The 20,093-nt window shown below is 53.8% G+C and carries 22 protein-coding genes and 2 tRNA genes; 9 read left to right on the top strand and 15 right to left on the bottom strand.

Annotated elements, in window-relative coordinates; all coding sequences use genetic code 11:
* Window positions 1-9: 9 nt before the first annotated feature.
* The 3 genes from MUU51_RS03540 to mdtK all read right to left on the bottom strand — a co-directional run bounded on the left by MUU51_RS03540 (window position 10) and on the right by mdtK (window position 1,677).
* A tRNA-Val gene (locus tag MUU51_RS03540) sits at window positions 10-86 on the bottom strand.
* 2 nt (window positions 87-88) lie between these two features.
* A tRNA-Val gene (locus MUU51_RS03535) sits at window positions 89-165 on the bottom strand.
* 138 nt (window positions 166-303) lie between these two features.
* Complete coding sequence (gene mdtK / locus MUU51_RS03530) at window positions 304-1,677, bottom strand: MdtK family multidrug efflux MATE transporter (protein WP_258967122.1); 1,374 nt, start codon at window positions 1,675-1,677, stop codon at window positions 304-306.
* Window positions 1,678-1,914: 237 nt separating this feature from the next.
* On the opposite strand from mdtK, the gene MUU51_RS03525 reads away from it, so the two are divergent.
* Window positions 1,915-2,556, top strand: coding sequence for a riboflavin synthase subunit alpha (locus tag MUU51_RS03525; protein ID WP_258967121.1), 642 nt, complete (start codon window positions 1,915-1,917; stop codon window positions 2,554-2,556).
* Between the two features lie 29 nt (window positions 2,557-2,585).
* Here MUU51_RS03525 and cfa read toward each other — a convergent pair whose 3' ends face one another.
* Window positions 2,586-3,734, bottom strand: coding sequence for a cyclopropane fatty acyl phospholipid synthase (gene cfa, locus MUU51_RS03520; protein ID WP_159767803.1), 1,149 nt, complete (start codon window positions 3,732-3,734; stop codon window positions 2,586-2,588).
* 300 nt (window positions 3,735-4,034) lie between these two features.
* A complete protein-coding gene (gene punC / locus MUU51_RS03515) occupies window positions 4,035-5,234 on the bottom strand; it encodes a purine nucleoside transporter PunC (RefSeq protein WP_258967120.1) in 1,200 nt (399 codons plus the stop codon).
* A gap of 107 nt (window positions 5,235-5,341) precedes the next feature.
* On the opposite strand from punC, the gene punR reads away from it, so the two are divergent.
* On the top strand, window positions 5,342-6,253 hold the full coding sequence (gene punR, locus MUU51_RS03510; RefSeq protein ID WP_258967119.1) for a DNA-binding transcriptional activator PunR: 912 nt from the start codon (window positions 5,342-5,344) through the stop codon (window positions 6,251-6,253).
* An 18-nt stretch (window positions 6,254-6,271) separates the two neighbouring features.
* Here punR and purR read toward each other — a convergent pair whose 3' ends face one another.
* Window positions 6,272-7,297: an HTH-type transcriptional repressor PurR gene (gene purR / locus MUU51_RS03505; RefSeq protein ID WP_258967118.1), complete on the bottom strand. Its 1,026-nt coding sequence runs from the start codon at window positions 7,295-7,297 to the stop codon at window positions 6,272-6,274.
* A 292-nt stretch (window positions 7,298-7,589) separates the two neighbouring features.
* On the opposite strand from purR, the gene cydH reads away from it, so the two are divergent.
* Both cydH and MUU51_RS03495 read left to right on the top strand, forming a co-directional pair.
* Entirely contained in the window at window positions 7,590-7,679 is a 90-nt protein-coding gene (cydH, locus tag MUU51_RS03500; protein ID WP_159767815.1) for a cytochrome bd-I oxidase subunit CydH, read from the top strand.
* Window positions 7,680-7,849: 170 nt separating this feature from the next.
* Window positions 7,850-9,016 carry an MFS transporter gene (locus tag MUU51_RS03495; protein ID WP_159767818.1) on the top strand — a complete coding sequence of 389 codons (1,167 nt, stop codon included), beginning with the start codon at window positions 7,850-7,852 and terminating at the stop codon, window positions 9,014-9,016.
* Between the two features lie 34 nt (window positions 9,017-9,050).
* On the opposite strand, the gene sodB is transcribed toward MUU51_RS03495, so the two are convergent.
* Entirely contained in the window at window positions 9,051-9,632 is a 582-nt protein-coding gene (gene sodB, locus MUU51_RS03490; protein WP_159767821.1) for a superoxide dismutase [Fe], read from the bottom strand.
* 120 nt (window positions 9,633-9,752) lie between these two features.
* The gene (locus tag MUU51_RS03485) at window positions 9,753-10,568 is read right to left on the bottom strand and encodes a C40 family peptidase (RefSeq protein WP_258967117.1); all 816 of its coding nucleotides are present in this window, start codon (window positions 10,566-10,568) and stop codon (window positions 9,753-9,755) included.
* Window positions 10,569-10,906: 338 nt separating this feature from the next.
* Between MUU51_RS03485 and MUU51_RS03480 the strand changes: the two genes are divergently transcribed.
* Entirely contained in the window at window positions 10,907-11,257 is a 351-nt protein-coding gene (locus tag MUU51_RS03480; RefSeq protein ID WP_110508449.1) for a Grx4 family monothiol glutaredoxin, read from the top strand.
* A gap of 43 nt (window positions 11,258-11,300) precedes the next feature.
* On the opposite strand, the gene rnt is transcribed toward MUU51_RS03480, so the two are convergent.
* From rnt to MUU51_RS03460, 4 genes are all read right to left on the bottom strand, one after another.
* Entirely contained in the window at window positions 11,301-11,957 is a 657-nt protein-coding gene (gene rnt, locus MUU51_RS03475) for a ribonuclease T (RefSeq protein WP_258967116.1), read from the bottom strand.
* Window positions 11,958-12,064: 107 nt separating this feature from the next.
* Entirely contained in the window at window positions 12,065-12,472 is a 408-nt protein-coding gene (gloA, locus tag MUU51_RS03470; RefSeq protein WP_159767827.1) for a lactoylglutathione lyase, read from the bottom strand.
* A gap of 78 nt (window positions 12,473-12,550) precedes the next feature.
* Window positions 12,551-13,648 (bottom strand): alkene reductase, encoded by a 1,098-nt coding sequence (locus MUU51_RS03465; RefSeq protein ID WP_159767830.1) that lies wholly within the window; start codon window positions 13,646-13,648, stop codon window positions 12,551-12,553.
* Window positions 13,649-13,705: 57 nt separating this feature from the next.
* The gene (locus MUU51_RS03460) at window positions 13,706-14,305 is read right to left on the bottom strand and encodes a TetR/AcrR family transcriptional regulator (RefSeq protein WP_159767833.1); all 600 of its coding nucleotides are present in this window, start codon (window positions 14,303-14,305) and stop codon (window positions 13,706-13,708) included.
* A 113-nt stretch (window positions 14,306-14,418) separates the two neighbouring features.
* Here MUU51_RS03460 and MUU51_RS03455 point away from each other — a divergent pair, with 113 nt between their 5' ends.
* From MUU51_RS03455 to sodC, 3 genes are all read left to right on the top strand, one after another.
* Window positions 14,419-14,658, top strand: a complete 240-nt coding sequence (locus MUU51_RS03455) for a DUF1289 domain-containing protein (RefSeq protein ID WP_159767836.1) — start codon at window positions 14,419-14,421, stop codon at window positions 14,656-14,658.
* Window positions 14,659-14,707: 49 nt separating this feature from the next.
* On the top strand, window positions 14,708-15,604 hold the full coding sequence (locus tag MUU51_RS03450; protein ID WP_258967115.1) for an aldo/keto reductase: 897 nt from the start codon (window positions 14,708-14,710) through the stop codon (window positions 15,602-15,604).
* 79 nt (window positions 15,605-15,683) lie between these two features.
* Entirely contained in the window at window positions 15,684-16,205 is a 522-nt protein-coding gene (sodC, locus tag MUU51_RS03445; protein ID WP_159767842.1) for a superoxide dismutase [Cu-Zn] SodC, read from the top strand.
* Here the strand turns inward: sodC and MUU51_RS03440 are convergent.
* Genes MUU51_RS03440 through MUU51_RS03430 form a run of 3 tightly spaced genes read right to left on the bottom strand, consistent with a single transcriptional unit; the run spans window position 16,198 to window position 19,405 of the window.
* On the bottom strand, window positions 16,198-18,222 hold the full coding sequence (locus MUU51_RS03440; protein WP_258967114.1) for an FUSC family protein: 2,025 nt from the start codon (window positions 18,220-18,222) through the stop codon (window positions 16,198-16,200). The genes sodC and MUU51_RS03440 overlap by 8 nt on opposite strands.
* Entirely contained in the window at window positions 18,222-19,160 is a 939-nt protein-coding gene (locus MUU51_RS03435) for an HlyD family secretion protein (RefSeq protein WP_258967113.1), read from the bottom strand. Before MUU51_RS03435 ends, MUU51_RS03440 begins: the two co-directional genes overlap by 1 nt.
* Window positions 19,161-19,168: 8 nt before the next feature.
* A complete protein-coding gene (locus MUU51_RS03430) occupies window positions 19,169-19,405 on the bottom strand; it encodes a DUF1656 domain-containing protein (RefSeq protein ID WP_159756116.1) in 237 nt (78 codons plus the stop codon).
* A gap of 181 nt (window positions 19,406-19,586) precedes the next feature.
* Between MUU51_RS03430 and slyA the strand changes: the two genes are divergently transcribed.
* Complete coding sequence (gene slyA / locus MUU51_RS03425; RefSeq protein ID WP_258967112.1) at window positions 19,587-20,027, top strand: transcriptional regulator SlyA; 441 nt, start codon at window positions 19,587-19,589, stop codon at window positions 20,025-20,027.
* The last annotated feature ends 66 nt before the right edge of the window (window positions 20,028-20,093 follow it).

The following is a 20,093-nucleotide window of genomic DNA, read 5'->3' as shown; positions in this document are numbered from 1 at the left end:
AAAGAGAGATGGTGCGTTTAATTGGACTCGAACCAACGACCCCCACCATGTCAAGGTGGTGCTCTAACCAACTGAGCTATAAACGCAATGGTGCGTCCGAGTGGACTCGAACCACCGACCCCCACCATGTCAAGGTGGTGCTCTAACCAACTGAGCTACGGACGCACAACGGGGACGAATATTAGCGGCAGGGAGGGGATGTGGCAAGAGGCAAATGCCACTTTTCTTCCAGATTTCACGCGATTGCGGAAACACTGCACAAACTGTCGAGAAAGCAGCCGCCCGGAGGCGGCTGTCGGGCACTTAGCGTGAGGCGCGAGCCAGAATAATCGCGGAAGGCTGGCGTTGCAGGAAACGCATTCTCAGCATCATCAGGATTGCGGCAGAGGTAAGGCCGATGATAAAGCCCATCCAGAAGCCCGCCGGGCCCATACGCGGCACGACGATATCGGTTAATGCCAGAATATACCCGCATGGCAGACCGAGCACCCAATAGGCGGTGAAGGTGATAAAGAAGATCGAACGCGTGTCTTTGTACCCACGCAGGATCCCGCTGCCCACCACCTGAATGGAGTCGGAGATTTGATAAATAGCCGCCAGCAGCATCAGATGCGAGGCCAGGGTCACCACTTCAGGATTATCGTTATAAAGAAGCGCAATATGCTCACGCATGGTCACGGTAAAAATCGCCGTCAATACCGCCATACAGACACCGACACCAAGTCCGGTACGGGCCGCGATTTGTGCATCAAGTGTGGAACCTTGGCCCAGACGAAAGCCCACGCGAATGGTTACCGCTGCTGCCAGCGACATTGGCAGGACGAACATCAGCGAACTGAAGTTAAGCGCAATCTGGTGTCCGGCCACATCAACAATCCCCAGAGGAGAAACCAGCAGGGCGACCACCGCAAACAGCGTCACTTCGAAAAATAGCGCTAACGCGATAGGCAGTCCGAGCTGCACCAGACGTTTCATTATCGCGTAGTCAGGTTTCACGAACCCTTCGTAGGTGCGAATATCACGCATTGAACGGGCGCGTTTCACGTAGGAAACCATCGCGAAGAACATGACCCAGTAAACGGAAGCTGTCGCCACGCCGCAGCCAACGCCGCCGAGTTCTGGCATACCGAAATGGCCGTAAATAAAGATGTAGTTCACCGGAATATTCACCAGCAGGCCGATAAAGCCCATCACCATGCCCGGTTTGGTTTTCGCCAGACCTTCACACTGATTACGGCATACCTGGAAGAACAAATACCCCGGAACGCCCCACAGCAACGCGCGCAAATAGCCGACGGCTTTATCCGCCAGCACCGGGTCAATATTATGCATCGCGTGAATGATATAACCGGCATTCCACAGCACTATCATCACCAGAATGGAGACAAAACCGGCGAGCCAGAATCCCTGGCGAATCTGATGGCCGATGCGGTCGCGACGACCGGAACCGTTCAGTTGGGCAACCACCGGCGTCAGGGCCAGCAGCAGGCCGTGACCAAATAAAATCGCCGGGAGCCAGATAGAGGTGCCAATAGCCACCGCCGCCATATCGGTGGCGCTGTAACCACCGGCCATGACCGTATCAACGAAACCCATTGCGGTCTGGGCCACCTGCGCAATGATGACCGGGATTGCCAGCGCGAGAAGCTGGCGCGCTTCAATAACGTACTTTTGCACGGGAGGTACCTTTTATTGTTTGTTATTGTTGAAGAGACTAAAAAAGCCGCCGGCACTGGCAGCAAAAAGAAAGAGCAGGGGAATTTTCGAATATATTGTAGCGAGTAATGGGTATTAAGCCAGTCAAAAAATGGCAGTGAGCACAGCCTGACTGGCAAGGCCTGATGGCAACTGGTATTGTGCGGGGTATAAAAGGCGGTGATGATTCCGCCCTCGTAAGATACAGGAGTTAATGGCATGTTTACTGGTATCGTTCAGGGCACGGCTAAGATTGTGTCCATTGATGAGAAACCGAACTTTCGTACCCATATCGTTGAAATGCCAGCGCATATGCTCGACGGTATTGAAACGGGCGCCTCTATAGCCCACAACGGCTGCTGCCTGACAGTGACGGAAATTAACGGCAATCAGATCAGTTTTGACCTGATGAAAGAGACGCTACGTATTACTAATCTTGGCGAACTGAAAGCGGGCGACGTGGTTAACGTGGAACGTGCGGCGCGTTTTAGCGATGAGATTGGCGGCCATTTAATGTCGGGCCATATTATGACCACCGCTGACGTATCAAAAATCCTGACCTCTGAAAATAACCGCCAGATATGGTTTAAGGTTCAGGATCCGACGTTGATGAAATACATCCTGTATAAAGGTTTTATCGGCATTGACGGAATTAGCCTGACGGTCGGAGAAGTCACGCCGACGCGATTCTGCGTGCATCTGATCCCAGAAACGCTGGAACGCACGACGCTCGGTAAGAAGAAGCTCGGTGAGAAGGTAAACATTGAGATTGATCCGCAGACTCAGGCGGTGGTGGATACGGTAGAACGTGTTATGGCAGCAAAAGAAGCGGCAACCAAAACAATCAGCGCAGATGAGTAAAAACAAACCCCGGCTTGCCGGGGTTTGTTTTATCGGGCGACGCGTAAACCGCCTTCTGCCCCGCGGGTGAATACTACCTGCCAGAGCTGAATGTCACGGGCGCGGAAAGCACCGGCACAGGCGTTCAGATAATAAGAGAACATCCTTTTGAAACGCTCTGAATAGTTGTCAGCAATTTCCGGCCAGCTATGCAGAAAACGCGTATGCCATGCCATCAGCGTGGTGTCGTAATCGGCACCGAAGTTGTGCCAGTCTTCCATCACAAAGTGCGGTTCACTGGCGTTGGCAATCTGACGTACGGACGGTAGGCAGCCATTCGGGAAGATGTATTTATTTATCCACGGATCGACATTATTATCCGTTTTCTTCGACCCGATGGTGTGCAGCAAAAACAGGCCGTCAGGCGTCAGGTTACGATCTACCACGTTGAAATAGGTGGCGTAGTTTTTCGGCCCAACGTGTTCGAACATCCCGACAGAAACGATACGGTCGAACTGATCCTGCAAATCTCGATAATCCTGCAACAGGATTTGCACGTCCAGCCCTTCACAGCGCGCCTGGGCCATCTTCTGCTGTTCAGCTGAAATGGTCACGCCGACGACGCTCACGCCGTAGTTTTTCGCCATAAAATGCGCCAGCCCACCCCAACCACAGCCGATGTCGAGAACTCGCATGCCGGGCTGTAAATGCAGCTTCTGACAAATGAGGTCCAGTTTCGCCTGTTGTGCCTGTTCCAGCGTTTGGGCATCTTTCCAGTACGCGCAGGAATACTGCATAAACGGGTCAAGCATCCGACTGAATAAATCGTTGCCCAAATCGTAATGTTCTTTGCCCACTATCCAGGCGCGTTTTTTACTTTGAAGATTGAGCAGACGGGCGCCTGCGACACGCAGCGTGTCTTTCAGATGGTGGGGGAGTTGGCTTTCCAGACCGGCACGAAGCACATTATGAAAAAACACATCGAGCCGTTCACATTCCCACCAGCCGTCCATATAGCTTTCGCCTAATCCCAGCGACCCTTCCTGCAGCACGCGTTTAAAGAACAGGGGATTATTGACCCGGATATCTGAGGGAGCAGAACCATTAACCCTGACGCCGGCACGACTCAGTAATTCGTTAACAATGCGGTACCAGTCATCATCAGGCAAATTTACTTCTTCTATACACGATGAACTCATAGCTTCTCCATCACGCGGCTTGTGATCAGAACCTTAAAACAGCGTAGACGTTTTTTTGGTTGTGTGAGAACTCTCACGGTATATCCGTGAGTCTGCTATCCGACGTAGAACAGAGGAAGGGAGATAACCCTTGCCGAAAGGCCTTCCGTGGTTAATCGGGGGAGATCCGTTCCCCCGTTAATCGCTAATATTTATCGTATTTATGTGTTACCGAAATCAGTATAGGCCGCAAAAATGAGTGATTCAATAAAAAATTCTTAGCAAACTAATGACTGAGTTATTACATAGTCGCTAACGATACTATGCGTGTGATTCTTCAGTTGAACCTGCGTTTTCATCACGTTGTGCAACAAACTGCATCCGGTAACCCCAGCCTGCCAGAACCACGGTGGCCAGCATCACGCTGGTGGTGGTCAGGAGCGGAGTGGAAATCAGGGTGGAAACCACCAGGCTTGCCAGGAAACACAAACCCAACTGCAGCGTGTTTTGCATCGCTGCTGCCCGACCCGTGGCGTGTGGGAATGGGCGCAGTGCCTGAGCCACAACGATTGGGTATATCGCGCCGTTGGCCATTGCCATCAGACAGAAAGGGATCAGCAGGGTGGTTAGTGAACTGCCTGCGGTCAGACCGACAGCAAAGGTGCCCGCTACGCTCACGGCAAAGGCCAGCAGCAGCCATGGCAGCATCTGTTGACCTTCCCATTTTTGCAGGGCGGCACGACAGCCGTAGCCCCCGATAAGGAAAGCGATGGTCTGCGGCACATAGCTCAGGCCAATCACCGTCGGGCCGTAACCCATGGCGCTCAGAATAAACGGCGAGCCGGTCAGCCACGCGAAGAAGCTGGCGGAGCAGGCGGCGTAAATCAGTACGTTGCCGCGATAATCTTTCGAGCGCAAAAGCGTCAGGAAGGTCAGGGGCTGCTCTTCCTTATGCACGATGCGCACCGGTTTTTGCAGACGCAGCGCAGGCAGCATCAGCAGCAGCGTAATGCCAAACAGAGTGGCAAAAATTGCCTGCCATTCGAAATGATGCAGGATCCAGCTGCCGAGCAGCGGTGCCAGAGCCGGGGATAGTCCAACCAGCGGCATGATAGTCGCGAAGATACGATTGGTGCGCTGAGCCGGATAATAATCGGTGACCATCGCCTGCCAGGTAACGGTAGCGGCGCAAACGCCGACCGCCTGCACAAAGCGCAGCACCAGCAGCAGGGTAGCATCACGGACCCACAGCATCCCCAGACAGCCAACGGCGAATATCGCCAGGCCGGTCAGCAGAATAGGTTTACGACCGTAACGGTCAGACAGCGGGCCCCACATCAGCTGAGCGAGGGCAAAACCGGCCAGGAACAGGCTAAGGCTGGCGCTGACGGCGGCGGCAGGGGTTTGTAAATCGGTTTGAATGGCGGAAAATGCGGGCAGATACATATCGGTTGCCAGAAAACCGAGTACGCTCAGGCCAGCCAGCCAGCACAAAAATCCTTTCCCAGGTTGTTTATTCATTTTCTTTCTCGTTGCAGGTGTCGATGGCAGCAGAGTGTAGGGAGTGCAACTTCGCTTGTGAAACGCTAATATTTGTCTGGTGAGTTCAAATTTTTTGCAGGCAACCTATGTGGTCAGAATATTCTCTTGAAGTCGTGGACGCTGTAGCGCGTAACGGGAGCTTCAGCGCAGCCGCGCAGGAGTTGCACCGTGTGCCTTCTGCGATCAGCTATACCGTACGTCAGCTAGAGGAATGGTTGGCGGTTCCGCTGTTTGAACGACGCCATCGAGACGTGGAATTAACCCCCGCAGGTGCCTGGTTTTTGAAAGAGGGGCGCTCTGTTATCAAAAAAATGCAGATCACCCGTCAGCAGTGTCAGCAAATCGCCAACGGCTGGCGCGGCAATTTGGCCATCGCGGTGGACAATATTGTGCGTCCGGAACGCACCCGGCAGATGATTGTCGATTTCTATCGCCACTTTAAGGATGTCGAACTGTGCGTATTCCAGGAAGTGTTCAACGGCGTGTGGGATGCGTTATCCGACGGGCGCGTGGAGCTGGCTATTGGGGCCACCCAGGCGATCCCGGTCGGTGGACGTTACGCGTTTCGCGATATGGGGATGCTGAGCTGGAACTGCGTGGTGTCGAGTCAACATCCGCTGGCGCAGATGCCCGGCCCGCTCAGCGATGATGTGTTGCGCAACTGGTCGGCGCTGGTGCAGGAAGATACCTCGCGATCGTTGCCGAAACGCATCACCTGGCTGCTGGATAATCAAAAACGGATTGTGGTGCCGGACTGGGAATCTTCCGCGACCTGTCTTTCAGCCGGGCTGTGTGCTGGAATGGTGCCCACGCATTTTGCCCGTCCGTATATCGACAGCGGTGAATGGGTGGTGCTGGAGCTGGAAAATCCGTTCCCGGATGCGGCATGCTGCCTGACCTGGCAACAAAATGACATGTCACCGGCGCTGAGCTGGCTGCTGGAGTATTTGGGGGACAGTGAAACGTTGAATAAAGAGTGGTTACAGGAGCCGGAATAACCGGCTCCTGAGAGATCATTAACGGCGGTAGTCGCGGAACGGACCGTCGGCAACCGAGCGGCGCTCGATCAGGCGCGGGTGCACTTCAATAGACTGCGACTCTTCACGCTTATTGACAATACGATCCAGCAGCATATCGAAGGCCGCTTCACCCAGCGAATCCTTCGGCTGATGGATAGTGGTCAGGGCAGGGGTAAAGAAGCGCGCATTGCGCACGTTATCGTAGCCAATGACTGAAATATCCTGTGGAACGCGCAGGCCCATTTCGTCTGCGGCGCACAAGGCACCCATCGCCATAATGTCACCGCCGCAGAACACGGCGGTCGGGCGTGGCTGTTGCGCAAGAATTTTCTGCATGGCGCGATAGCCAGATTCAGGCTCGAAATCACCCTGCACAATCCAGTTTTCAGGCACGTTGATTTGCGCTTCTTCCATGGCTTTCATGAAACCTGCCAGACGTCCGGCGCCAGTGTTACGCTCCATCGGGCCAGGAATGACGCCGATTTCGCGATGACCGCGTTCGACCAGATAGCGTCCGGCAATATAGCCACCCTGGAAAGCGTTATCATTTACCGAGTCGGTAAAATCAGCTTTAGATTCGCCCCAATCCATCACCACCATCGGGATGTGACGGTACTCTTCCAGCATCTCGAGCACCGACTGCGGGTATTCAGAACACATCACCAGCAGGCCATCGACGCGCTTTTGCGCCATCATTGAAAGATAGGCGCGCTGTTTTTCCAGGTTGTTCCAGGCGTTACCCAGGATCAGGGTATAGCCTTTCTCGAAGCAGTTTTTCTCAACGGCTTCAATGATTTCAGCAAAATAGGCGGCTTCGCTGCTGGTTGCCAGCAGGCCGATTGTTTTGGTGTGATTCACCTTCAGGCTACGCGCTACGGCGCTAGGAGAGTAGTGCAGCTCTTTAATGGCCGCCCACACCGCGTTGCGGGTCTCTTCCGCCACGAAACGCGTTTTGTTAATTACATGTGACACTGTTGTAGTGGAAACGTTTGCGCGCTTCGCTACATCTTTAATAGTTGCCATTCGTTCTCACTCCAGACCCTTTCCTTACGCCTGTTTACCAACACGAAAACGTTTGCCTTTACACACCCTTAACACAATTCAATTGAATTGCAGTACGCCGGGATACAGACAGGACGACAGGAGGGGGTCAATGGCTGGTACGCTTTTAAATTAGCGTGGAATTTTGTCTGATTCTGAGGCAAAGGGAAAGAGAAAAATCGCTATGAGCTTAAAACCAGGAAGATTTTTGCGTACAGTTGTGCAAAAATGAGCAAGCTCACTTTTGTTGTGGGGATTAAAAGGAGAAAAATTGATGAGTACCGACCTTAAGCTCTCTCTGATGACGACCGTGATTGCGCTGGCCGTGATTGTTGCCGCCGGTCTGACCGCCGTCCTGCATTGATTTATACGGAGGGAGAGTTCTCTTCCTCCGCCTCATCTTCCTGCCGATTGTTACCAGATTTGCAAAAAACTTTTGCCATTTTGTTTACTTCTGTTTTTTTGTGATTGATGTCATGCTTTTGACTTCTGCTGTTGCACCATCCCAGACGGATGGCTTACCGGAGTCGTTACATGAAAATCAATTTTCCCCTGCTGGCGTTGGCAATCGGGGCGTTTGCCATCGGGACCACGGAATTCTCGCCAATGGGCTTGCTGCCCGTTATCGCTAAAGGCGTCGATGTCTCTATCCCTGCCGCCGGGATGCTGATCAGCGCCTATGCCATTGGTGTGATGGTTGGTGCGCCGTTGATGACGTTGCTGCTTTCACATCGCGCGCGCCGTAATGCGCTCATTTTCCTGATGGCCATTTTCACGCTCGGCAACGTACTGTCGGCTATCGCGCCGGATTACACCACGCTGCTGCTGTCGCGCATTATCACCAGTCTTAATCACGGGGCCTTCTTCGGCCTCGGCTCGGTGGTGGCTGCCAGCGTAGTGCCTAAGCACAAGCAGGCCAGCGCGGTGGCGACCATGTTTATGGGGCTGACGATCGCTAATATCGGCGGCGTTCCGGCGGCGACCTGGCTCGGTGAAACCATCGGCTGGCGGATGTCGTTCCTCGCGACGGCCGGACTTGGCCTGGTAGCGATGGTTAGCCTGTGGTTCTCCTTGCCGAAGGGCAGCAGCGGTGAACGCCCTGACGTGAAAAAGGAACTGTCGGTTCTGGTGCGTCCGCAGGTGCTGACGGCGTTGTTGACGACCGTGCTCGGAGCCGGGGCGATGTTCACGCTCTACACCTATATTTCGCCGGTGCTGCACACCATTACCCATGCGACACCGCTGTTCGTCACCGCCATGCTGGTGCTGATTGGTATCGGTTTCTCTCTGGGTAACTATCTGGGCGGCAAGTTTGCTGACCGCTCCGTGACCGCCACGCTGAAAGGCTTCCTGACACTGCTGATCGTTATCATGGCGTCTATCCCGTGGCTTGCGCAAAACGAAATCGGCGCGGCGGTGAGCATGGTTATCTGGGGTGCGGCGACCTTCGCGGTGGTCCCTCCGCTGCAAATGCGCGTGATGCGTGTGGCACATGAAGCGCCGGGCCTGTCATCATCGGTCAATATCGGGGCGTTTAATCTGGGCAATGCGCTGGGCGCGGCCGCGGGCGGGGCGGTTATCTCAGGAGGCCTGGGGTACAGCTTTGTGCCAGTGATGGGGGCGATAATTGCCGGTGTTGCGTTGCTGGTGGTGCTGATGACTGGGCGTCGTCAGTCAGAAGAAGTCTTTACCAGTCATTGATAACATGCCCGGCGGGAAACCACCGGGCCAGAAATTATGCCGACAGGTTCTTCGCGACAAATTCCCAATTTACCAGCGCCCAGAAATGCTCGAGATAGTTCGGGCGGGCGTTACGGTAGTCAATGTAGTAGGCATGTTCCCATACATCTACGGTCAGCAGCGGTTTGGCGTCAGTCGTTAACGGGGTACCCGCGTTAGACGTAGAAACGATAGCCAGTTTGCCGTCTGCATTTTTCACAAGCCAGGTCCAGCCAGCGCCGAAGTTTTTAACAGCGGCATCGGTGAACTGCGCTTTAAAGTCAGCAAAGCTGCCGAAGCTCGCGTTGATAGCGGCTGCGACGTCACCGGTTGGCTCGCCACCGGCGTTTGGTGCCAGGCAGTTCCAGTAAAACGTGTGGTTCCACACCTGTGCAGCATTGTTGAAAACGCCCGCTTCGGAAGTGCGAACGATCTCTTCAAGCGTTTTGCCCTCAAACGCAGTGCCTTTGATCAGATTGTTCAGGTTGGTGATATACGTTTGGTGATGTTTGCCGTAGTGGTATTCCAGCGTTTCTACGGAGATGTGTGGCGCCAGGGCGTCTTTTGCATACGGTAATGCAGGTAATTCGAATGACATTGCTTATTCTCCCTATTATTTTATGACTCAATAACCATGCATTGAGTATGGATAGGGTAGCAAATTAAAAGATGTGGCTAAAGAAGAACTTACCCTGTCGATAGATCGACAGGGCAGGGATCAGCGAATTGTTTTAGGCGTCATCACGCGCCGTGCGCCAACGTAGTGATTCGCCCAGTAATCTTCGCTCAGAGAGGTAATCTGGATATCGCGGCCGGTGCGCGGGGACTGAATAAATTTACCATTGCCAACGTAAACGCCTACGTGATCGGCAGTGCCACGACCGCGGGTACGGAAGAACACCAGATCGCCGCTTTGCAGCTCACCCCGGTTAACAGACCGCGCATCACGCAGGTGATACATTTCATTCGCGGTGCGAGGAATACGGAATTTCACCAGATCTTTGTACGCGTAGTAAACCAGACCGCTGCAATCGAAACCGGTGCGCGGCGAAGTGCCACCCCAACGGTATGGTTTGCCAATCTGGCCCATCAATTTATTCATCGCCGTTTTTTGTGCTTTCTGCACGCGCGCTTTGTGTGCATCTGCAATGGTTAACGGTTTCACGTCTTCGCTAACGCATTTCTTTTTATGGCCTTTACGCACGCTGCATTTCTGCGCCATTTTAACGGAGGCGGTTTTCAGCGCGGGGCTATGAATTTTGCGGGTGGAGGCGGTTTTACTGACGGCGGATGTTTTTTTACTTTTGGCGGTCGTTGTTTTCTTAAGGGTACTGGTTTTCTTTTTGCTGGAGGTTTTGGCCGTTGATTTGGTTTTGCTGCTGGTCGTTTTCTTTTTACGGTCTGCTTTCGCCTGGTGGGATTTTTGCGATGCAGATGTACGCGCCTGTTCGGATGCGTGGGACAAAGGCGTAATGGACAACGATATAAACAGCAAAGCACAGAGCGTGATCGAGACTTTATTTATCCGCGCCACTGAGCATTCCTCTGTTAAGCAGGCAAACGGTCATGCCTGGGTATGATTGACAAAACGAATCGATTCTAAAGCATAAAAACATTAATTGTTAATAGTGTTTTTGTATCTGATGCACAGTTTCGTTAGCGACTGCAAAAAAATGCGTCAAACTGGACATAACATGCTCGGAAAATGCTCATGTTTACGCGGGGCAGGCCGATAAAGGCATATTTTTAAGGCAACTTCAAAACGTCAGAGGTAAAATGCATTATCGTGAACAAAATGTTATTTTCTGACAGCCGTCGTTGACGTTACACTTAGCGACTACAGCCATAAAAAGAAGTTTAAGGAAGCAAGATATGAGTACGACTCTTGAGAAAATCCAGACCCAAATCGCCGAGAACCCAATCCTTCTGTATATGAAGGGTTCCCCGAAACTGCCAAGCTGCGGTTTCTCTGCTCAGGCGGTTCAGGCACTCTCTGCCTGTGGCGAACGTTTCGCTTATGTTGATATTCTGCAAAACCCGGATATCCGCGCTGAGCTGCCAAAATATGCAAACTGGCCGACCTTCCCACAGCTGTGGATTGACGGTGAGCTGGTTGGCGGCTGTGACATCCTGATTGAGATGTACCAGCGTGGCGAACTGCAACAACTGATCAAAGAGACGGCTGCTAAGTACAAAGACGACGAGCAGAGCAGCGCTGAGTAAGTTTTTGACTGGCAATAAAAAAGCGACCCTCGGTCGCTTTTTTTTATTCTTCGCTTTCGCCTTCTGGCAACGGTAACGGCCAGCCGCCCAGGCGTTTCCAGCGGTTGACGATTTCGCAAAACAGCTGCGCCGTCTGTTCGGTATCGTACAAAGCGGAGTGCGCTTTATTGCCGTCAAATTCCATTCCTGCAGCCAGGCAGGCTTTCGACAACACGGTTTGCCCCAGTGCCAGCCCGCTCAGGGCGGCGGTATCAAAAGTCACAAACGGGTGGAACGGATTGCGTTTCAGCCCGGCGCGCTCAGAGGCGGCCATCATAAAGCTGTGATCGAACGTGGCGTTGTGCGCCACCATGATTGCCCGATTGCACTCCTGATCCTTCATGCCTTTACGTATTTCTTTATAGATGGCGTGCAGGGCGTCGTATTCGCTGACGGCACCGCGCGCAGGGTCATTAGGATCAATGCCATTAAACGCCAACGCTTCCGGGACCAGATTCGCGCCTTCAAACGGTTCAACATGGAAATGCAGTGTGCTGTCCGGCATCAACCAGCCGTCTTCGTCCATTTTTAACGTCACGGCGGCGACTTCCAGCAGCGCATCCGTTTTGGCGTTAAAGCCCGCTGTTTCTACATCTATAACTACAGGATAAAAACCACGGAAGCGGTCGCACAGAGCATTGCGTTGAGCGTTGTCGGACATCAGTATCTCTTAGGCTTACAAAAAGTAGCGCGCATTATGGCAAATTTTGCCAGCGGTTGCAGCAGAGGCGGGAGCAAAAAAATGGGTGCCGTAGCACCCAGGGAGTCTTAATGACCAAGACCTTTACCGGCGTCTTTGGCTTCAATCAGTTCGATTTTATAGCCATCTGGATCTTCGACAAAGGCAATAACGGTGGTGCCGCCTTTTACCGGGCCGGCTTCGCGGGTTACGTTGCCGCCGTTATTGCGGATGCGTTCACAGGCTTCTGCGGCGTCATCTACGCTCAGCGCGATATGGCCGTAAGCGGTGCCGAGATCGTAGCTTTCAACGTCCCAGTTATAGGTCAGTTCGATGACCGCCTCTTCACTCTCCGGGCCGTAGCCGACAAAGGCGAGTGAATATTTGTATTCCGGGTTTTCGCTGGTGCGCAGCAGCTTCATGCCCAGTACGTTGGTGTAAAACTCGATGGAACGTTGCAGATTGCCAACACGCAGCATGGTGTGAAGTAGGCGCATAGTCTTCCCCTTATCATATTGTTTATAAAGCAGGACAATCAGTATAGCGGCGGATGCCCGCCGCTATCAATGCGGGGATTAGAGCGTAGGGTAATCAGTATAGCCTTCCGCGCCGCCGCCGTAGAAGCTTTCCGGGCGCTGCGGGTTCAGTTCCGCTTTACGCTCCAGACGTGCAACCAGGTCCGGGTTTGCGATGTATGCGCGACCAAATGCCACTGCATCAATCAGACCTTTAGCAATCAGATCTTCTGCTTTTTCCGGAGTGTACGCACCGGCACCGATAATTGGGCCGTGGAAACGTTCGCGTACTTTACGACGGAATGCTTCGGTATAAGGCTGACCACCGGCCCAGTCTGGCTCAGACATGTGCAGGTAAGCGATGCCGCGTTTGCCCAGTTCTTCAATCAGATACAGCGCATCGGCTTCTTCATTCGGGCCGTTGTCGGTATTCTGGAAAGAACCAATCGGCGAAACACGGATCCCGATGCGATCCGCGCTCCACTCTTTGCTGACGGCGTCGACCACTTCCAGCACCAGACGGGCGCGGTTTTCAATGCTGCCACCGTACTGATCGGTACGCTGGTTTGCTGATGGCGACAGGAACTGGTGCAGCAGGTAGCCGTGCGCGGAGTGTAGTTCGACGAGGTCGAAACCGGCTTCTCGAGCGTTCGCCACCGCCTGGCGGAAATCGTCAACGATGCCCGGGATTTCTTCTAGTTCCAGCGCGCGCGGTACAGAGGTATCTTCGCGAGTGGCGTGGCCGTTAGCATCACGCAGGGAAGTGCGGGTGCCCGCGCTCAGCGCAGATGGTGCAACCGGCGCCTGGCCGCCAGGCTGGAGGCTGTTATGCGAAATACGGCCGGTGTGCCACAGCTGAACGGCGATGTGACCGTTTTCAGCATGTACGCCTGCGGTGATTTTTGTCCACGCGGCAATTTGTTCTGGGCTGTGCAGGCCAGGTGCGCCCGCGTAGCCTTTCGCCTGAGCAGAAATCTGCGTCGCTTCAGAGATAATCAGCCCGGAACTCGCGCGCTGGCGATAGTATTCACCCATCAATGGAGTAGGGATGTCGCCAGGCTCGATGCTGCGAAGACGCGTCAGCGGGGCCATCAGTACGCGGTTAGGCAGCGTGACAGCACCAACCTTGAGCGGGGTAAACAGTTTGTGTTGTGACATAGTGCATGACTCCTGAATAGACCGGTCGTCTAGTAAATCGATAAATAAAAACGCCTGTTATGGGCCAGGCGCGGCAATCATGGTCTTCGCATGTTCGAGCGCGCTTTCGAGCGGCGTCGCACTGCGAGAAATTTTGGCCTGAAGATTGGCCCCCAGCCACAGCGAATACAGCACTTCGGCCTGGGTATGGGCGTCACCGAAAATGGTGAGGCTTTTCTCTTTACGTCCTTCTTCAAGCGCATGGGACAGCAGAACAATAATCTGACTGGCGCCTTTATTCATTTCCGTGCGCATCACTTCGGAGAGGTCACACACTTCGGCTGACAGTTTTACCGTCAGACAACCGCTGATAATGCCTTGCTGACAAAACTGGTTCAGCGTGTGCTGGTAATAGGCCAGTAGACGGTCGCGGTAGTTGCCTTCTCCATGGGCAAAATGCTCAGACAGACGTTGGTGATAGTCTGCGTAGTGGCGCTCAAGCATCGCAACACCAAACGCTTCTTTAGAGCGGAAATAGTGATAAAACGAGCCTTTTGGCACTTCTGCCGTTTTCAGCAGCTCGCTAAGTCCCATTCCGGTAAAGCCGCGGTGCATACATAAACGCTCGCCGGTAGCGAGGATATGTTCGCGGGTGTCGTGTTCGGTATGTTTGTTCATGGGGGTTAAATGTAGTAGACCGATCGGTCTAATGCAAGAGATAAATGATTGCTGGTTGCAGGATGCGCATTATCAGGCTTCAATGAGAGTATGCAGATAACAGGGGGGTCGGCGTGGCAGAACAACTGGAGTTTTTCCCGGTACAGAGTCCGTGCCGGGGGATTTGTCAGTCCGATGAACGCGGGTATTGCCGGGGTTGTATGCGCAGCCGCGACGAACGCTTCCACTGGCAAAATTTCAATGATGCTCAAAAGCAGGAGGTGCTGCGCCTCTGCCGTCAACGTCTGCTGCGCAAAATCCGCGCAAACAAATCTGCTTTACCTGAAGAACCTGATCAGCCTTCACTGTTTTAATGCTAAATGTGCGTATACTCGATGAAATTTTTCAGTTGAGGAAGCTCGTATGGTTCAGCGTATTACTCTCGCGCCAAATGGCCCGGAATTCTCCCGCTTCGTAATGGGCTACTGGCGTCTGATGGACTGGAACATGTCCCCGCAGCAGCTGGTCAGCTTTATTGAAGAGCATCTCGACCTCGGTATTACCACCGTCGATCACGCCGATATCTATGGCGGTTATCTGTGCGAAGCCGCGTTTGGCGAAGCCTTGAAGCTGGCTCCGCAGCTGCGTTCGCGTATGGAAGTGGTCAGCAAATGCGGAATTGCGACCACCGCAAAACCTGAACACGCTATCGGGCACTATATCACCGATAAATCCCACATCGTTCGCAGCGCCGAGCAGTCCCTGACCCATCTGGCCACCGACTATCTGGACCTGCTGCTGATCCATCGCCCCGATCCGCTGATGGATGCAGACGAAGTGGCTGAAGCTTTCACCGAGCTGCATCAGAGTGGCAAAGTGCGTCATTTCGGCGTGTCTAACTTTACCCCGGCGCAATTCTCGCTGCTGCAATCACGTCTGCCGTTTACTCTGGCGACTAACCAGGTCGAACTTTCTCCGGTTCACCAGCCGCTACTGTTGGACGGCACGCTCGATCAGCTGCAACAGCTGCGCGTGCGACCGATGGCGTGGTCGTGCCTGGGTGGCGGTAGCCTGTTCAATGACGACAAATTTGCCCCACTGCGCGAAGAGCTTGCCAACGTAGCGACAGAACTGAACGCGGAAAGCATTGAACAGGTGGTTTACGCCTGGGTGATGCGTCTGCCGTCTCAGCCACTGCCAATTATCGGCTCCGGCAAAATCGAGCGCGTGCGTTCTGCGATTGTTGCTGAGCACCTCGAAATGACCCGTCAGCAGTGGTTCCGTATTCGTAAAGCCGCGCTGGGTTACGACGTACCGTAATCACGCTTTGCGCTGATGTTCCGTCCAGAAAGGTGTTCCTGGTTTAGACTTACCAGGGACACTTTTTTTTGGAGGTACTATGAAGCGCATTACGCTCACGTTACTGACTCTTGCCATTTCAAGCGGCGCATACGCGGCCAGCACGGAAGTGGAAATGAATCTTGTCACCCCGCAAGCCGTCGGACAGTCCATTGGTGAAGTAAAAATCACCGAAACCGATAAAGGCCTCGAATTTTCCCCTGACCTTAAAGCATTGCCTCCCGGCGAGCACGGTTTCCACGTACATGCCAACGGTAGCTGCCAGCCTGCAATTAAAGAGGGTAAAGCCAGTGCGGCCGAAGCTGCGGGTGGTCATCTGGACCCGGATCATACCGGTAAACACGAAGGACCCGCCGGAATGGGGCATTTAGGTGATTTGCCCGTGCTGGTGGTGGATAAAGAGGGGAAAGCCACGCAGCCCGTGCTGGCGCCGCGTCTGAAAAAACTCGATGAAGTGAAAGGCAAGGCCCTGATGATCCACGTCGGTGGAGATAACATGTCCGATCAGCCGAAACCGCTCGGCGGTGGCGGCGTGCGCTATGCCTGTGGGGTTATCAAGTAGTTCTTTCGGTGAGGGTGCCCGCTACCGGGGCCTGTTCAAGCTGTAACAGAGAACAGTAAAGCCGCCAGACTATCGCCGCCAGTTCTCTGGCAGCAGGTTGGTGGTGATGGCCTAAGGTTTCGTAAATCCGCTTTAACTCGCTCAGCGTAGATGCCAGCGGGCGCTGCTGGACGCCGCGTTCGCTCATTACATCCCGCAGCAGACTGATGCACAGATCCCGGACCTGCACCAGCGGATCGGAACGTGTTTCCCAATCACGTAACTGCCAGACCACGTGGGAACAGTTGAGCAACACCACCCCCCAGCGCAGCAGCCAGCGGCGGGCAAGGGCATCCTGGCTATTACTGAGCTGGCTGATGTAGTGATAAACCAGCGATTCAAACTCATGCTCACTTTGCTGAGGGCGACGACTCAGCTGATCAATAAAGTGACGACGTAACGACTGAATATGACGCCGACTTTTACGCGCGTCAGAGCCCGGTTTCAGCACCGCAAAGGCCAGCCATGCCATACCTACGCCGATAATTTTCGCCAGGTTATCATTGAGAAATCCTGCAAAATCATATACTGGCGGGTTGGTGACCGAGATAAACGAGCCCATAAATACCACCAGTTGTCCCCACAGCCCCGCGTATTTCGGCATCTGTAATTTGAACAGTTGCATGGTGACCAGCAGGGGGAACAGAAACAGCAGGAATTGCCAGAGGTCACTGATTTGCACCATCAGGCCAAACTTTACTGCAAAGCTGAACAGCGAGAGCCAAAGCAGCGTGCGCAGCAGCAACGTCAGGGAATTGAACGGTGAGGGCGACGTTGAAAACAGTACGCAGCAAATTGCCGCCAGGGTCAGCGCCGCAGGACCGGATGTCCATTGGGTATTGATGGTCCATGCCCCGACCATAATCAGCGCGAAAAAGGTGCGCAGCCCGTTCCACAGCGCTTCGGCGTGGTCGGTTCGTCGGGTCAGCGCTGGCGCCGCCGGGACGTCAAACTCAGTGATCGCTGAAGCATTTTCCAGTCGTTTCAGCCAACGACTGGAGGTCAAATAAAGCCGGCAAAAATAGCGCAGTCGCTGCCAGAACGCCTGATGCCGGTAATCCATCGGATTGCGTGGGGCCAGCGGCGCGATTATCCGTGCGACGGAATACGTATTGGCATCCGTTCTCGCGAGCTCGGCAAATAATTTTTCGAGCACATCGCGGGTATTGGCGGGGGATTCAGGCCAGTTAATCAACATCCGGCGCAGGCTGGAAATCACGCTGGTCAGGCGTAATTGCTGGTGTAACAGATAGTTCAGTAGGCTGTTCTGGCGTCGGAAACGATAATGGCTCCAGAATGCCTGAATGCGTAACAGGTTCATGGTCAGGATCTGACCGATGACGCTCTCATGAGCGGTACGAATCGCATCCGTGGTATCCGGCTGCCACAGTAGGCTGGCATGTTCCAGAATGCGCGCGTGCATGTTTTTCAGGGCGGTCAGAAGCGTAGTGCCATCGGAGGTGCTGGGCAGGATCATCATCATCATCGCGCCGCACAAAATCCCGAGGACAACTTCACAGACGCGGGCCTGCGCGATATCCCAAAGATGGGTGGCATCCACCAGATTGACCATTGGGAAGGCGATGATGGCGCAGGTGTATCCCGCCAACTGGAACGCATACGCGGCGTTATTCATGTACATCGCGCAGGTCCAGGTGCAAAAGGCGATCCACGCCGATAGCCCCAGCAGGAAAAGCCAGGGGTCAGTCATGGTGTGTCCGGCAATCAGGATCGCAGCGACGGCACCGAGCAGACTGCCGGCGATTCGCCCGAGGCTTTTACTGATAACCCCCCCGACGGTGGGGAAACTCACCACAGCGGCGGAGGTCATTGCCCAGTAGGGCTGGTCGAGATTGATGTAATACGCAAAACTCAGGGCCAGACACATGGCGATGCCGTTGCGTAGCGCATATCGCCATTGCGGACGGGTCGCTTTAATCCACGGCAGCGACCGCCAGTTGAGGGCCTGTAGGGTCATTACAGAGAGCCAATCGACACGGTGCAAGTGGTACCCGACACCAGAATAATATCGTCTGGCAGCTTATCGAACTCGATACGCACCGGCACGCGTTGGGCCAGGCGCACCCACGGAATGGTCGGTTTGACATCGGCAATCAGGCTACCCTCCGGGCCAACGCTCTGATCAGAGATGGCGCGCCCAATACTGGCGACGTGACCCTGTAACGTCTGTCCGTTGCTGTAAAGTACCACGCTGGCGCTGACGCCAGGTTTTATGTGACGAAGTTTGGTTTCTTCGAAGTAGCCCACGACATAGAATGAATGGCTGTCTACGAGGGCGAATACCGGGTGGCCGACGGCGGCGTAATCGCCAGTGCGAGTGGACACGTTGGTTACCCAGCCGTCAACCGGGGCTTTGACCTCGGTTTGCGATAGCTGCCAGTTGGCGTGTTCCAGCGCGGCGTTAGCGGCATCGGCATTGGCTTTGGCGGCGGCAACGCTAGCTTTGGCAGCTTCGGCATTGGCTTTGGCGGTTTGCAGCGCGATGTTAACCGTGTCGAGGTCTTCTGCAGAGATGAAGTTTTTTGGCAAATGACGACGACGATCGGCCTCACGTCGTGCCTTATCCATATCCGACTGCGCTCTGTCCATATCTGATTTCGCTTTTGTCATATCAGACAGAGCCTTAGCGTGTTGCGCCTGGGCATTCATCACCGCGATGTGAAACGGTGTGGCATCGAGGCGAAACAGCACATCACCCGCTTTAACCTGCTGGTTATCCTTCACATTCAGTTCCATGATACTGCCCGAAACCTGCGGCGTGATGCTGACCTGCTCAGCGCGGATTTTTCCGTCACGGGTCCACGGTGACTGCATGTAGTAATTCCAGACCAGCCACACAGCAATCAGTGCCAGGGCTGCAACCAGCAGCGTGGAGAAATATTTTATTTTTTTCATCGAGTTAGTTACCACGCCACAATCAAAACCAACGCCAGGCATACCGCCAGCGCGAACAGGGAAAGATCCATTAACAGCGGATGCCAGACGTCACCGGCGTACATCCAGTCGCGCAGCTGGCGATGGGCGAGCAGCCAGATGAGAAAACCCAGGATAACTGCTTTGAACAGCGGGGGAAAATAGATAGAGGCCCCGACGATGAGGTCCTGCAGGGGAAGTCCCGAGGTATTGAGCGTCAGCTTCACGAGCAAAAATCCTTTACAAATGCATCGTTGCGGGTCGAGGGCCGCGATGCGCCATCATAATTATCAGTGTAAATCATTGTGTCAGTCTGCGGGGACAAGGCAATACATTTGTTTTGGGCATTTAAATGCTGCACACTATTCTAAAATCAGTATAATAACTTAGCAAGCTAATTATAAGGAGATGAAATTGGAATCGCCACTGGGTTCTGATCTGGCACGGCTGGTGCGTATCTGGCGTGCTTTAATTGACCATCGCCTGAAACCTCTGGAATTAACGCAGACTCACTGGGTCACGCTGCATAACATTCATCAGCTGCCGCCTGAACAGTCGCAAATTCAACTGGCTAAAGCGATTGGGATTGAGCAGCCTTCACTGGTTCGTACGTTGGATCAGTTAGAAGAGAAGGGCCTGATTTCGCGTCAGACTTGTGCAAATGACCGTCGTGCTAAACGCATTAAACTGACAGAGAAAGCCGAACCGTTGATCGAAGATATGGAGACGGTGATTCGCAAGACGCGGGGTGAAATCCTTGCGGGCATTTCTTCTGATGAACTGGATTTACTGCTTGGGCTTATTCGCAAGCTGGAACAGAATATCAACGAACTGCAGTCCAGAGACTGAGTTTCGCGCCGATAGTGACAAAAAGGCCCTGATATCAGGGCCTTTTTTTATGCCCGCCAGGTCACC

This window comes from Scandinavium manionii, assembly GCF_024764775.1.
GTDB lineage: Bacteria > Pseudomonadota > Gammaproteobacteria > Enterobacterales > Enterobacteriaceae > Scandinavium > Scandinavium manionii.
Note: the sequence above shows the minus strand (reverse complement) of the source record. Positions and strands in the feature narration are given on the sequence as shown.

Coding starts and splice junctions, on each gene's coding strand:
- MUU51_RS03525 (WP_258967121.1), top strand. CDS start 1,915: ATGTTTACTGGTATCGTTCAGGGCACGGCTAAGATTGTGTCCATTGAT.
- rnt (WP_258967116.1), bottom strand. CDS start 11,957: ATGTCCGACAACGCTCAACGCAATGCTCTGTGCGACCGCTTCCGTGGT.
- MUU51_RS03450 (WP_258967115.1), top strand. CDS start 14,708: ATGGTTCAGCGTATTACTCTCGCGCCAAATGGCCCGGAATTCTCCCGC.
- cydH (WP_159767815.1), top strand. CDS start 7,590: ATGAGTACCGACCTTAAGCTCTCTCTGATGACGACCGTGATTGCGCTG.
- sodC (WP_159767842.1), top strand. CDS start 15,684: ATGAAGCGCATTACGCTCACGTTACTGACTCTTGCCATTTCAAGCGGC.
- punC (WP_258967120.1), bottom strand. CDS start 5,234: ATGAATAAACAACCTGGGAAAGGATTTTTGTGCTGGCTGGCTGGCCTG.
- MUU51_RS03440 (WP_258967114.1), bottom strand. CDS start 18,222: ATGACCCTACAGGCCCTCAACTGGCGGTCGCTGCCGTGGATTAAAGCG.
- gloA (WP_159767827.1), bottom strand. CDS start 12,472: ATGCGCCTACTTCACACCATGCTGCGTGTTGGCAATCTGCAACGTTCC.
- MUU51_RS03460 (WP_159767833.1), bottom strand. CDS start 14,305: ATGAACAAACATACCGAACACGACACCCGCGAACATATCCTCGCTACC.
- MUU51_RS03435 (WP_258967113.1), bottom strand. CDS start 19,160: ATGAAAAAAATAAAATATTTCTCCACGCTGCTGGTTGCAGCCCTGGCA.
- punR (WP_258967119.1), top strand. CDS start 5,342: ATGTGGTCAGAATATTCTCTTGAAGTCGTGGACGCTGTAGCGCGTAAC.
- MUU51_RS03465 (WP_159767830.1), bottom strand. CDS start 13,648: ATGTCACAACACAAACTGTTTACCCCGCTCAAGGTTGGTGCTGTCACG.
- MUU51_RS03480 (WP_110508449.1), top strand. CDS start 10,907: ATGAGTACGACTCTTGAGAAAATCCAGACCCAAATCGCCGAGAACCCA.
- sodB (WP_159767821.1), bottom strand. CDS start 9,632: ATGTCATTCGAATTACCTGCATTACCGTATGCAAAAGACGCCCTGGCG.
- slyA (WP_258967112.1), top strand. CDS start 19,587: ATGAAATTGGAATCGCCACTGGGTTCTGATCTGGCACGGCTGGTGCGT.
- purR (WP_258967118.1), bottom strand. CDS start 7,297: ATGGCAACTATTAAAGATGTAGCGAAGCGCGCAAACGTTTCCACTACA.
- MUU51_RS03495 (WP_159767818.1), top strand. CDS start 7,850: ATGAAAATCAATTTTCCCCTGCTGGCGTTGGCAATCGGGGCGTTTGCC.
- cfa (WP_159767803.1), bottom strand. CDS start 3,734: ATGAGTTCATCGTGTATAGAAGAAGTAAATTTGCCTGATGATGACTGG.